The 11,244-nt window shown below is 68.3% G+C and carries 13 protein-coding genes and 3 pseudogenes; 8 read left to right on the plus strand and 8 right to left on the minus strand.

What is annotated here, in order from left to right:
* Positions 1 to 122: 122 nt before the first annotated feature.
* A pseudogene (locus FM051_RS48600) lies at positions 123 to 302 on the minus strand (acetamidase/formamidase family protein); the annotation flags it as partial.
* On the opposite strand from FM051_RS48600, the gene FM051_RS48605 reads away from it, so the two are divergent.
* The gene (locus FM051_RS48605) at positions 250 to 561 is read left to right on the plus strand and encodes a MarR family winged helix-turn-helix transcriptional regulator (protein ID WP_158854608.1); all 312 of its coding nucleotides are present in this window, start codon (positions 250 to 252) and stop codon (positions 559 to 561) included. The pseudogene FM051_RS48600 and the gene FM051_RS48605 sit on opposite strands and share 53 nt — an antisense overlap.
* Here FM051_RS48605 and FM051_RS48610 read toward each other — a convergent pair.
* Entirely contained in the window at positions 558 to 1,097 is a 540-nt protein-coding gene (locus FM051_RS48610; RefSeq protein ID WP_158854610.1) for a pyridoxamine 5'-phosphate oxidase family protein, read from the minus strand. The genes FM051_RS48605 and FM051_RS48610 overlap by 4 nt on opposite strands.
* 839 nt (positions 1,098 to 1,936) lie before the next feature.
* Between FM051_RS48610 and FM051_RS48615 the strand changes: the two are divergent.
* Positions 1,937 to 2,080 (plus strand): annotated as a pseudogene (locus tag FM051_RS48615) (universal stress protein); the annotation flags it as partial.
* 11 nt (positions 2,081 to 2,091) lie between these two features.
* A complete protein-coding gene (locus FM051_RS48620) occupies positions 2,092 to 3,492 on the plus strand; it encodes a DUF4241 domain-containing protein (protein WP_158854612.1) in 1,401 nt (466 codons plus the stop codon).
* A 365-nt stretch (positions 3,493 to 3,857) separates the two neighbouring features.
* On the opposite strand, the gene FM051_RS48625 is transcribed toward FM051_RS48620, so the two are convergent.
* A complete protein-coding gene (locus tag FM051_RS48625; RefSeq protein WP_158854614.1) occupies positions 3,858 to 4,478 on the minus strand; it encodes a dihydrofolate reductase family protein in 621 nt (206 codons plus the stop codon).
* Positions 4,479 to 4,943: 465 nt separating this feature from the next.
* On the opposite strand from FM051_RS48625, the pseudogene FM051_RS52845 reads away from it, so the two are divergent.
* Together FM051_RS52845 and FM051_RS48635 are read left to right on the plus strand one after the other, a co-directional pair.
* Positions 4,944 to 5,354, plus strand: a pseudogene (locus FM051_RS52845) (amidohydrolase family protein); the annotation flags it as partial.
* Complete coding sequence (locus FM051_RS48635) at positions 5,237 to 5,731, plus strand: anthrone oxygenase family protein (RefSeq protein ID WP_238413232.1); 495 nt, start codon at positions 5,237 to 5,239, stop codon at positions 5,729 to 5,731. The pseudogene FM051_RS52845 and the gene FM051_RS48635, both read left to right, overlap by 118 nt.
* Before the next feature lie 482 nt (positions 5,732 to 6,213).
* Here the strand turns inward: FM051_RS48635 and FM051_RS48640 are convergent, their stop codons facing one another.
* Positions 6,214 to 6,738, minus strand: coding sequence for a GNAT family N-acetyltransferase (locus FM051_RS48640; protein WP_158854618.1), 525 nt, complete (start codon positions 6,736 to 6,738; stop codon positions 6,214 to 6,216).
* A 129-nt stretch (positions 6,739 to 6,867) separates the two neighbouring features.
* Between FM051_RS48640 and FM051_RS53855 the strand changes: the two genes are divergently transcribed.
* The 3 genes from FM051_RS53855 to FM051_RS48655 all read left to right on the plus strand — a co-directional run bounded on the left by FM051_RS53855 (position 6,868) and on the right by FM051_RS48655 (position 8,754).
* Entirely contained in the window at positions 6,868 to 7,158 is a 291-nt protein-coding gene (locus FM051_RS53855; protein WP_338019557.1) for a hypothetical protein, read from the plus strand.
* A gap of 2 nt (positions 7,159 to 7,160) precedes the next feature.
* Positions 7,161 to 7,322, plus strand: coding sequence for a hypothetical protein (locus FM051_RS51280; RefSeq protein WP_202919499.1), 162 nt, complete (start codon positions 7,161 to 7,163; stop codon positions 7,320 to 7,322).
* Positions 7,323 to 7,644: 322 nt separating this feature from the next.
* Positions 7,645 to 8,754: an ABC transporter substrate-binding protein gene (locus tag FM051_RS48655; RefSeq protein ID WP_158854620.1), complete on the plus strand. Its 1,110-nt coding sequence runs from the start codon at positions 7,645 to 7,647 to the stop codon at positions 8,752 to 8,754.
* Here FM051_RS48655 and FM051_RS51285 read toward each other — a convergent pair.
* From FM051_RS51285 to FM051_RS48675, 4 genes are all read right to left on the minus strand, one after another.
* On the minus strand, positions 8,663 to 9,064 hold the full coding sequence (locus tag FM051_RS51285; RefSeq protein WP_202919498.1) for a hypothetical protein: 402 nt from the start codon (positions 9,062 to 9,064) through the stop codon (positions 8,663 to 8,665). The two genes, FM051_RS48655 and FM051_RS51285, sit on opposite strands and share 92 nt — an antisense overlap.
* 185 nt (positions 9,065 to 9,249) lie before the next feature.
* Positions 9,250 to 10,074 carry a phosphotransferase enzyme family protein gene (locus FM051_RS48665; RefSeq protein ID WP_238413230.1) on the minus strand — a complete coding sequence of 275 codons (825 nt, stop codon included), beginning with the start codon at positions 10,072 to 10,074 and terminating at the stop codon, positions 9,250 to 9,252.
* A gap of 169 nt (positions 10,075 to 10,243) precedes the next feature.
* Positions 10,244 to 10,498 carry a hypothetical protein gene (locus FM051_RS48670; protein ID WP_158854624.1) on the minus strand — a complete coding sequence of 85 codons (255 nt, stop codon included), beginning with the start codon at positions 10,496 to 10,498 and terminating at the stop codon, positions 10,244 to 10,246.
* A gap of 240 nt (positions 10,499 to 10,738) precedes the next feature.
* Positions 10,739 to 11,101 carry a GNAT family N-acetyltransferase gene (locus FM051_RS48675; RefSeq protein ID WP_158854626.1) on the minus strand — a complete coding sequence of 121 codons (363 nt, stop codon included), beginning with the start codon at positions 11,099 to 11,101 and terminating at the stop codon, positions 10,739 to 10,741.
* Positions 11,102 to 11,244: the final 143 nt, after the last annotated feature.

An 11,244-nucleotide genomic window follows, 5' to 3' on the forward strand; every position in this document is an offset into this window, starting at 1 on the left:
CGTCGTCGATGTCGGCGCCGCGATCACCCGTGCGCTATGGCGCCAGGTCCACCTGAGCAGGGCCCTGATCAGTCATTACCGCCGGCGCGGCGACCCGCTGCCACATGATCTCGGAATGTAGTACCGGTGTAGCCCCAGCCCGCGCCGGACACGTCGCCCGTGGCCTGGGGAATAGGCCCTATATCGAGGATGTCGACCACCAGCAGGTCACCCGGCTCGGCGCCCTCCACCGCGATCGGGCCACTCAGCATGTGCACCCTGGTGAGGTCGACGTCGCGCACGTCGTTGGCCGAGTTCGCGTTGCTGCCGGCGCCCACCCTCACCAAGGTCGTGGACCGCATGGTGGCGGCGAACCTGGTCTACCGCCGCGTGGACGACGCCGACCGCCGTCGCGTGCTGGTCTTCATCGCCGACCACGGGCGGGAGGCGCTTCGACGATGGGTCGCCGCGGTGGAACGCGACCGGGAGGACCTCGTCCACATCGTGAGCAGCGAGGAGATCTCACTGCTCACGGCGTTGCTGATGCGGATATCCAGTGGCCTGAAAGCAGTGCACCACTAGGCGGTCGGTTCAGAGCCTTGATGGGCGAAGCCCCAGCGGGTGGCACCGTGTGGCTCGGCGGTGGCCACGCCGACGGCGGTGTGCAGCGTGAGGCGGTACAGGTGCCAGGGCGCGGGACCCGCACTGGGCGCGCTGTACGGGGCGGTGAGTGCGTCGCCCTCCACCGAAGCCGGCCAGCCGCCCGTGCGGTAAACGGCCGCCACACGCTCCAAGGTTGAGGAGTCGGTGACCCGGTGGGCCTCGCCCTCCATCACCAGATCGATACCGCGCAAGCGCACCGACACACTGCACGCCGGATTCGCCGCCAGGTTCCGCGACTTACGCGTACCCGGCCCGCTCGTGAAGTGCAGCGCGTCGTCCACCCACACGGCCCCGACCCCCGCCGAGTGCGGTCGTCCGTCGGGCCGCACGGTCGCCACGAAGAACGTCAGGTCGGCCGCGGGCGTGTCGCTGGCGAGGATGTCGCGCGGACGCTCCCACGGCAGCTCCGCGGACCCGTATCGGTCCAGATTGCGAGTCGAGATCGGCTCGTTCATGGTCTCAGTCATACCCGTGCGACGAACGAGTCTCCCGCAAATCGACACCCGGAACCGACGAAGTCCGCCGCGCACGTGCCAGACCGCCTCCACCGGCCCGGAAGCCGTCATCATGCTCGCCGACTCGGCGAGGTCGCCTGCCGGACAGCTCGCAAACGCCGCAGTCCCGGCCGTCGTGGACGAAACCCGGGTCCGCCGGCTGCAACGTCGGGGCCGAGTTGCCGTCGTGCTGCCCGCGTCCCTGCGGCCCCTGTCGTGTCAACGTAGGTCAAATCTATCCTGACCTGCGTAAACAAGACTCCTGCAGGTGTCATGGGGGTCGTGGGGTTGTCTAGCGGACGTGGCCAGGTCTCACCTGCAGCGGCTCATTCGAGGGAGCGTTGCCCGCACCTGAGTCAGTCGCAGTGCTGGGAGTCGGCTGTGGGTGGGCGGCCACGTCGGTGGACCGCGCGGTCCAGTCCGGTCCCAGCCTGGTCCGGCGGGGGTTGGCGACGGCCTGTCCAGTGATTGTCTCGTGCATGGTCTCCTCCGAGCGGAAAGCGCATATGCACCCTTGTGGTTCCCGGCTGTCAGTACTGGTCAAACGATGAGGTAGGTCACCCCGACTGCGCTCACGAACACGGCAAGACCCCGGATGCACGGGGCGAGTCCTGGCACCTGGCGGGCGCTTCGCAGACACCCGGACACCGCGTGCGCGGGGTCGCGGCTACCTTTCAATGATTTGCGATCGCCTCGACGAAAAGGGCTGCTTCAGCCTTTCGGTTGTCCTCCGAGGTCACGATCGCATTGGACGGAATTCGATCAATTCAAGTGGAGTGGAATCCAACGGTGTCGAGTAGCGCGGACCCCCTGGATTCCTCGGCCTCCTGCTCGGCTCGACCAGCCAACACCTGCTCCGGCACGCACCCTGTCCGGTCGCCGTGGTCCGCACGACGCCGGCCGCCGAACAGCAGAGCGACCGTTGGCCGTCCCGTGTCCAGTAGGGTCGCGATCCGTGAACTCGCCGGCGCAGGGGGACGAGACGGCCACGCGTCTCACGCGAAGAACGGTGCTCATGTGCGGCGCCCTCGCAGCCGTGACGGCCGGCGGGTTCTTGGCGCTGTCGAACGTCCGCAGGCCGCCCACCGGGCCGCCGGGCGGTATGCCCGACTTGGACAATCTGCCGGTGGCGGACGTGCCCGCTCCGACGGACCAGCCGGTGGAGATCGTGTACTGCGCGGGATGGGACTCCGCCGCGCGTGCCCCGGTGTCGCCGATGTCCGAGTCGGTCGCACGCGCCCAGGACACCGCAGGCGGCCAGTACGCCGCGGCCCTGCTCGTCGGCGGGGTGGCGCGGGCGGTCGTGGAGGTGTGCTGGTCGGCCCACCACGCCGAGCTGTGGCACGTCGACGCCGCCGGTCGCAGGTACCGGGGCGTCGCATACCGGCGTTGGCCGGACGGGCGGTTGCGGCTGTTCGAGGTCCGCAGCTGGAACTACGCCGGGCCGGACACACCGGAGTTCGACGGCGACCGGCCGACGTTCCAGGCCCGGATCCGCCGCGACGCGACCGCGGCGATCGAGACGACCGCGGCGATCGAGATCACGGCGGTGCAGTCCGACGGCAGCACGCTCCAGACCACGCGTGACTGGCCGGACTGGCCGGAGCGGGCACAGCCGCCGGAGAACGTCGCCATGCCCGCGGTCGACGGCTGGCCAGGGCTCGCCGGGATGGCCGGCCCCACGACCGTCCGCTCCGGGCCCACGGTCGTCCCCACCCGATTTCCGTGGCGCCCACCGCAACCGCTGCAGCCGCGCCACATCGCCGAGACCGTCACCGACGGCGCGCGGTTCCGCACGCAGGACGGCCGTGTCCTGACCATCCAGCGGATCCCCGCCGGTACGATCCGGTTGCCCAGCGGCAGGTTGGTCGTCGCGGACCCCGGCTGGCTCGACGCCGATTCCACACCGCTGGCCGCGACGGTGCCGCCCGGCGAGTATCCGGTGGACGTGTTCCAGGTGACGGAGAACGGGGCGCCGCGGACAGCCATGACCGCCGCGTGCCGGGTGACCGTCACGGGCGCGCCCATCACGTCGTGGCATCTGGCGTTACGCGACGGGGACCACGAACTGGCACTGGGCGACGGCGAGTACTTCGGCAACCCGGTCGACACCGCCACCCTCGCACTGGTCGACCACACCGGCGCGACGGCGTACCAGCGGGCCGAGATCGAGGCAGCCATGGGGAGCGAGGCTCCGTACCACACCATGTCCGCCGAGAACACCGACCTGATCATCGTGCCGGGCTGGAGCGACGGCGCGAACCCCGTGTGGCTCGGCCGCACCGAGGACGGCGCCCTCGGCTGTTACGTCCTCGACTTCCTCGTGTCCGACCTGGCCACCGCCCAACCCAGCTGAGGACCCGGCTCTCAAGGGTTACCTCGACACCGCCGGCGGAATTCGGATGCGAAGTCGATGAGAAACCGTACGCCACCACTGCGAGGTAGTCATGTCCACCACCGACATCCCCACCCTGGAAGCTGTCCCCGGCACGGCGAAGTCGCGTACGGAGGCCGAAGAGAAAGCTGTGGCAGGCACTGCGGGACAACCCCGGCAGTACCGCCGCCGCGCTGTCGACCGTCGCCGGGATCGGGATCAGCCGGCGTCGACCGCGATGCGACGTCCCGTCACTCCGACGGCCGGTCTGCTTGGTAACGCGGCATTAGGGACGACTATCGCGGTGTTGCAACCCGTGGTAGTCGTGTGTAACACCGCCCTCCAGCTCAGGACAGCACGCGGTAGGTCACGTGCGTAACCGAGGTCGCGGCTCGCGACTTCACCTGCTCGAGTTTCAGCGGCGGGACGCCCTCGAACAGCCGCGTGCCGGCGCCGAGCGTGAGCGGCACGATGTGCAGCCGCAGCTCGTCGATCAGGCCGGCGGTGAGGTACTGGTTGATGGTGGTCGCGCCGCCCTGGATCGCGACATCGCCGTCGCCGGCCGCCGCGCGTGCCTGTGCCAGTGCCGACTCGATTCCGTCGGTGACGAAGTAGTACGTGGTGCCACCGTCCATCGGCTGCGGGTCGCGCGCGTGGTGGGTGAGCACGAAGACCGGGGCGTGGAACGGCGGATCCTCGCCCCACCAGCCGTTCCACTGCCGATCCCACTCGCCACGCACCGGGCCGAACATGTTGCGCCCCATGATGAACGCTTTGGCGGCGGTCATCTGGTCGACCTCGGCCCGGTTCTCGTCGGGAGTGTCGAACATCCAGGCGTGCAGCTTGTCGCCCGAGCCGTCGCCGCCGTCGTCGCCGAACGGGCGTTCCTCGGTCTGGTTGAGCCCGGCCGAGTACCCGTCGGCCGAGATCGTGATGTCGCAGATCACCCTGCCCATTCGTTCGGTCATTGCTCTCTCCTCCTCGTAGCGACCTTCATCGCCTTCGCGGTGAGCTTCCTGTCAAGGGTCAGCATGAAACAGACACAGCATGACGTCCAATTCCAATCCGGCGGTAACCATCGCGATCGCAGCGCCTCGAGTCCGGCCGCCGCCCCGGTCGTATCCCCGGCCATACCCCGCTAGCTGGCGAGGGTGTGCGGGTGGTCGGGTCCCAGGTAGGCGACGGCTTGCAGGTGCAGGTGGTGGAAGCGCGTGACGGCGGCGGTGGGCTGTCCGGCCTCAGTCGGCGTCGGACCGGCGTCGCCGACGCCGGGGCGTCGTTATCTCGGACACGTTGTCAAGATTAGTAAGAGTCATTATGTTTGACGGCGTGTCAGACTTAATGGGCGAGCTGGGTCGTCGTGATGTGCTTCGGGCGGGTGCGGTCATGGTGGCTGTGGGGACGGCAGCTGCGGCTGTGCCCGCGCGGGTCGGGCCGCGACCGTCGAACCGGCACGCATGCTCGGCCTGGACGACGCGCTCGGCACGGTGACGCCCGGCAAGCTCGCCGACCTGGTCGTGCTGGACGCCGACCCGCCGGCCGCCATCCGCAACACCACCCACATCCACACCGTGCTCACCCGCGGACGCGTCATCATCCCAGGGACAACGCGCCCGCATGCTCGCCGACATCGCCGCCGCAGCGGCCGAGCCCACCACGTCCTGAACTTCCAGTCGACTCCCGAAGTCATTGTCCCACAACCAAACCTGAGGAGCTTCTCATGCCGATCCGACTGGTCACCGGGCTCGCTCTGCTGTCCACCGGCCTGCTCGCGGGCGCGTTCGGCTACGGCGCGGTCAACGTGGCGACCACGTTCAACGTGGTGCCGCTCGACGTGCGCCTGACCTTCCACTCGGCACTCATGCAGATGAACGGCCCAGTCATGCAGACCACGATGGCGCTGGCCGCGCTGAGCTCGCTCGCCCTGGCCGTCCTCGCCCGAGGCACACACCGGTACCTCGCGGGTGCGGCCGGTGTGCTGGCCGTGGCCTCGTTCCTGATCACCCGCTTCGGCAACGTGCCGATCAACGGCCGGATCAAGGTGTGGGCCGTCACCGCACCACCGGCCGACTACGCGACGCACCTCCAGCGATGGGAGGCCTTCAACATCGTGCGCACCCTCACCGCGCTCGTCGCGTTCGTGCTCGTCATCACCATCGCCATCCGCGCAACCCGAACCGCGCAGGCCGACCGCCGGCCAGCGCTTCCCGCGACGGCGTGACAACCGCGCCGACAGTCCACTTCAGACTCACAAGGAGTTCATTCGTGCGTCCGGCAAGAACTCTGGCGTGGCCGTGCGGATCCGCGATTCCGGGCTCGCTCCAGCCTTATGACGGGACCTGGTTCGACCAGCGGAAGCGCTTGATCGGATAAGTGCCCCCGGAAGGACTCGAACCTGCACATCGACCGATTCAGCCGTTGACCTGCGCGTCGATGAGGTGCCGGTTGGTGTCGACGGACGTGGACCAGTTCGGCGGGCGGGAGCGGTACGAACACGCTCATGCCCGATGTGGGTGCGTTTGGCGAGACACGCGTACCAGCGGCCGCAGCAGTTTCTTCACGTAGGTAGCCAGTCCCGCTGTCGGCGTTGGGTCGCTGGACAGCAGCGGGTCTTGGTTCGCTGACGTTCTTCGGTGCCGCGGCACGGTGACGTTGCCAGGTCCGCCGTGGCGCGGGCGCCTTCCAGCGCGATGCGGTGCAACGTCAAGCTTGTCCAGGCGCCTTGGCGAATGCAGCCAGCGGGCGTGCGCGCCACACCACCCCGAGTGCGGGGTTGCCGGTGGGGCTTGGCTCGATCCGTTCCACGGTGAAGCCCTCACGCTCGTAGAACGCCCCCGCGCGCTCGTTGGCCACGAAATGTTCGATGTACAGCCGATCAGCGTCAGCGGGCAGCTGTCCGGTGAGGGCATCGAGCAGCCGCGGGCCCAGCCCGCGGCCGCGATGCCGGGGGTGGACGTAGAGCTTGTAGACCACGTGGTCGGCTCCTCTGCGGCCGCGCTGCCCGACGCCGACGACGTGCCCGTCGGCGTCGGCGACGACCACCAGACCCCCGGCCACGGCTGCGTCGACGTGCGTCTCGTTCCACCACCTGCGGACCTGCTCATCCGCCGCGGCAGCGCCGATCAGCGGGGCGTAGTGCGCTCGAATGTGTGCCTCGCCGAACCGGCGGATTGCCACCACATCGTCGTGCCCGGCATCCCGCACGACCGGTTCGGCGCTCGACGCCATCGCATCCTCCCGCAACGAACACGCGATCTCGCACTGGCCATGCTACGACAGCACAGGCCACGCGCTGTCCGCAGACCGATCCGCTTGCGCGCCACACGACGGATGGAGCCCGCGTGGCGGGTTCACGGGATGCCCTTACCCTGCGCTGTCAACGCCTGGACCGCCTCGTGGCGGCTCTTCGTGCGCACGACCAGGGCCGGACTGCTCCGCCCGTTCGGCGTGGGCCGCTTCGGCGAGCTCGACGGCATCCGCCTCGCCCGGGACCCCGGGTGGGATCTCCGGCTCACGGTGAAGGCAGCGGTGATGGGCGGCGACGGTCTTCTCCACGTATCCGGCCAGGCGGCGAACGTCGCGGCTTCCCGATCGAGCAACACGTCGACCGGCCGGCGGGTGTCCATGTCGATCAGGACCGTGCCGTAGACGTGGTCCCGGCGCAGCGCGAAGTCGTCCACACCCAGCCCGTCAAGCGCATCTTCGAGCGGCTCTTGGACGAGCACGGAGCCGTCGACATCTCCTATCCGATGGTCCACGCCTACGTCGCGACGCGGCGTCCGGAGATCCGCACGCCGGTCGGCGCGCGGTGAAGGCCTTTGTCCCGCAGACCCACCTGCCCAGGGACGGAGGCCGAGGTCGACTTCGGGGACGTGACCGTGCGGCTGGGTGGCGAGCTGGTGACCTGCTACCTGTTCGCGTCCGCCTGCCCTACTCCGGGAAAGCGGTCCACTGGATCTTCGCCTCCTTCGGACAGGAGGCGTTCTTCGAGGGCCACGTCCACGCTCTCAACACGCTGGGCGGGGTGCCGACCGGCAAGGTCCGTTACGACAACCTCAGAGCCGCGGTCGCCCAAGTCCTGGGCTGCGATCCGGGTAAACTGCAACCGAATCGTCACGCGGGAGACGCCAACGTATGGGTACGCCACCATCGCCACCTGGAGCGGAGTGGACTGACGGATCAACCGTCCAGATCGGCGCTCTCGTTCCGCTGACTCGGCCTGGCTGGGTCGAGGCGGGCCAACACTTGCTCGCTGGGCTCGAGCTGGCCGTTCGCGAAGTCAATGACGCCGGCGGGATCGTCGGAAGACCACTCGAGCTGGTGGTCCGAGACACCGCGGCTGATCCACAGAGGGCCGCGGCGGCCGTGGATGAATTGGCTCGCCTGGGCGTGGCTGCCTTGGCGGGGGAGTATCACAGCGTCGTCGCTCGCGCCGCTGCCGCCAGGGCCGACGCCCTCGGCCTGCCGTTCCTCTGCTCGTCAGCGGTTCTCGACGCGCTCACCGAACAGCCAACGGAATGGGTCGCGCGCCTCGCCCCGGCGCAGTCCCACGGCTGGCAGATCTACGCAGACTTCCTCCTCAGCGCGGGCTGCAGTCGAATCGCCGTAGCAGCCGAGTCGAGTGTCTACTGGGCATCCGGGGCCCGCATTCTGCGGGACTACCTCGCTCCACGCGGCGGCACCGTCATCGAACTCGACATGCGCGCGCTCACCCCCGCGGCCGTGTGCGACGAACTCGTCGACAATCGCGCGACAGCCCTCCTCCTGCTGGTCGGCCACCCGGAGCCGGCAGTGTCGATCGTCAAGTCCGTCCGCCGCGACCAGCGCCTCGCCGAGATCATGATCGGTGCTCCGGCCGGGCAACCGGAGTTCGCCGAATGGGCGACGTTGCTGGGCGACGGCACCGCGATCCCGTTCTTGCGCTACCTGCCCGAGCGCCTCAGCCCACTCGGTGCACGAGTCGAGACGGCCCTCCGCGAGCGGCTGGCCGAAGCGCCCTCCTTCGTCGCCTTCGAGGGCTACGACACGGTCGCCGTCCTCGCCGACGTGCTGCGTTCTCACGGCGTGGACCGGGCGCGCACTGCCGAATCCTGGCCGCGCGTTGTAGTCGAAGGCACCCGCGGGCAGATCCAGTTCTCCCGCACGCCAGGCATCAGCGTTTGGCAATGGGCTTGGACGCCGATCCAGGTCGTTGATCGAGATCCGGCGGAACCCGATCGCTTTCGGATCCTTCACGCCGGCTGAGAGACGGCTTGAGAGCGTTATCAAGTTGGGCCGGCTTGTCCTCGGCGCCGGCCAGGCTGACCTCCAGGCCCTCGACCTCGCCGAGCCAGCCCTCGCGCTGCGCTTCGGCGATCCGGTCGAACAGGTTGTCGCGGATCTCGATCAGACGGTCTCGCTGGGACGGCTCGGGCCGGAGTAGTGAGCATCTGACGTATTCGGTGGCGAGGTCGATCACGCGCCGGTATGTGCTGACCTGGTCCGGTGTCCACCCGGCTGGCCCGAGTGCGTTGTCGTGGGTGGTGATCCGGTAGACCAGGGCGCGGAGCAGCATCTGACCCCACTAGGGTAGGTGCGACCATCGGGCGAGCAGGTTGGGCGGGGCGTCGTACCAGCACGCGGCGTCGGCGTCGGCGACCGCTGACGCCCACGAGGTGGGCTGCCAATATGCGAGTGGATCTCGCGCACGACCGGCCCCGACATCAACAGCCGGCCGGCCACGACCTCGAAGGCCCGCGATCAGCCATGGGTATCCAGGCCGTTGCGATCGAGCGCTGCTCGGATCTGGCTGAGCCACTCTGTGCCCAGCTGGCGCCCGTTTGGGAGTTGGTCGCCCCGATCCCAGCGCCACGTTGTGATCATCGCCAGCACGAGGATCCGGCACTCGCGTAGCAAGCCTTGATCGACACCCGGATAGTGCTCGCTGACTTCTACGGGCGCATGGGCGAGGTCGAATTCGACAGGCCCACGGCAGCACGTCTCGAGGTCTATGAACAGCAGCCCGTTCTTCGTGGTGAGCACGTTGCCCGGGTGCGGCTCGCCGTGCAGTAGCTGCTCGCCGCCGCCGCGCTCGCCGATCACTCGCCTCAGGCTTCGTAACGTGCTGCCGAGGAGCTCTCGGTCCGCGTCGGCGAGCGCCGGAGTGTGGTCGCGGTTTGCCACGAGTTGTTGGGCCTGCTCGACTCGATCCGTGAAGTGCGGCGTAGGGACATCGAGCTTGCGCATGCCGGCGTGCAGCCGCCCGAGCGCCTTGGCGTAGTCGGCCGGTGAGACCTCTCGACGTGACACGGGTTCGTAGTAGGTCCACAGCGTGACCACGAAGCCATCACGCTCGTAGACGCGCGGCTCGACTCGAGGCTCAAGAGCGGCCACCGGGCTCTCTGATTCGGCGAGCCGTTGAGCAAGCTCGATTTCGAACTGCGCGACCTGATGCGCTACAGGTGCCACCCTGGCCAGGACGTCACAAGGCAGCAGACGCAGAGTGAGCTTGTTCGAGTCATGAAGAATGATCGCGTCGTCGACTGTCAGATCAAGTGATGAGGCGATCGACATGGCCGCAGCCACCGCACGCGGGACCTCCGACGCCTGCATCGTTGCCCGGCCCCTCTCCCTTGCGCGCTGCCGTACTCTACAAGCCGTGCGACCTGGGCCACCGTACCAAGTTGTCAATAGAGAGCCGCGGTGGCGCGACGGGCGGGGCGCGACTGAATCGGCGATCTGCCCCTTCGGCCGCTCAGCCGACAACCGTCAAACAACGCGAACGATTCCGGTCGCGGCACCAGCCGATGCCGGCTCGTGCGGTGGCCAGCCGTATGTCGGGCATGCCGAGGTGGATGGTTGCGCTGCGGGCGGTGCGCATGGCTTCGATTTTCTGCGCCGCTGCGGCCAGGGTGGTCTCGATCGCGGTGACCTCGCCCAGCCGGCCTTGCTGTTTCGCCTCCTCAAGGCGGTCGACGAGGTTGGCGTGGATCTCCTCCAGTCGCGGCATCCGAGCTGGGTCGACTCGAAGGAGTGGGCATCTGACGCAGGCGTTTCGTGCGCACAAGGGGTTCCGTGGTCGCGGCCGCATGTCCCGATGGCCACTTTCCGCAGCTCGAAGTTTCTCTGCACTTGTCAAGTTGATCACACGTGATGCTGGCGGAGGCAGGTGTGCTGCCGTGGTTCGTGCGCAGACCGGGCACTCAGACCGACGGCAACATCCGCTCATGCCGACGACAGGACGGCTTTGTCACAGGTCCAGCCACATGATGCGTAGGCCAACGATTCCCCGGGTGGGGTGGCGGAATGCTCCAGGGGCTATGCCGAGTGTGACGAATCCAAGACTCTCGTAGAGGCGGACGGCGGCCGTGTTCGTGTCGACGACGGCGTTGAATTGGATGGCTGTGAATCCGTTTCGTCGGGCCCAGTCGATCATGTCGGTGGTGAGGGCTCGCCCCACGCCTGTGCCCCGTGCCTGTCGGGCGACCATCAGGCTGCCGGAAGCGACGTGGCTTCCGGGGCCAGGCCGGTTGGCATACATGTTCGCGGTACCGACCACCCGGTGGCCGTCGGCGGCCACGATCACTCTCGCCGGTGCGGCCAATTGCCACATCTGCTTGGCGTCGTGTTTGTCAAGTACCGGGTTTGATGGAGGGTGTGATTACCCGCTCGGTGCCGAGACGGGTGCGGTTGTGTGGTGATGGTTGGTCTCGTGTTCCACAGGCGGGATCAGACCGAGTTCCCCGTGTAGCCGGC

The sequence above is a fragment of the Saccharothrix deserti genome (assembly GCF_009769385.1).
GTDB classification, from domain to species: Bacteria; Actinomycetota; Actinomycetes; order Mycobacteriales; family Pseudonocardiaceae; genus Actinosynnema; species Actinosynnema deserti.

Coding starts and splice junctions, on each gene's coding strand:
- FM051_RS48605 (WP_158854608.1), top strand. CDS start 250: ATGTGCACCCTGGTGAGGTCGACGTCGCGCACGTCGTTGGCCGAGTTC.
- FM051_RS48610 (WP_158854610.1), bottom strand. CDS start 1,097: ATGAACGAGCCGATCTCGACTCGCAATCTGGACCGATACGGGTCCGCG.
- FM051_RS53855 (WP_338019557.1), top strand. CDS start 6,868: ATGCCCTTACCCTGCGCTGTCAACGCCTGGACCGCCTCGTGGCGGCTC.
- FM051_RS48675 (WP_158854626.1), bottom strand. CDS start 11,101: ATGTGGCAATTGGCCGCACCGGCGAGAGTGATCGTGGCCGCCGACGGC.
- FM051_RS48625 (WP_158854614.1), bottom strand. CDS start 4,478: ATGACCGAACGAATGGGCAGGGTGATCTGCGACATCACGATCTCGGCC.
- FM051_RS48670 (WP_158854624.1), bottom strand. CDS start 10,498: ATGCCGCGACTGGAGGAGATCCACGCCAACCTCGTCGACCGCCTTGAG.
- FM051_RS51285 (WP_202919498.1), bottom strand. CDS start 9,064: ATGCTGCTCCGCGCCCTGGTCTACCGGATCACCACCCACGACAACGCA.
- FM051_RS48640 (WP_158854618.1), bottom strand. CDS start 6,738: ATGGCGTCGAGCGCCGAACCGGTCGTGCGGGATGCCGGGCACGACGAT.
- FM051_RS48655 (WP_158854620.1), top strand. CDS start 7,645: ATGGGTACGCCACCATCGCCACCTGGAGCGGAGTGGACTGACGGATCA.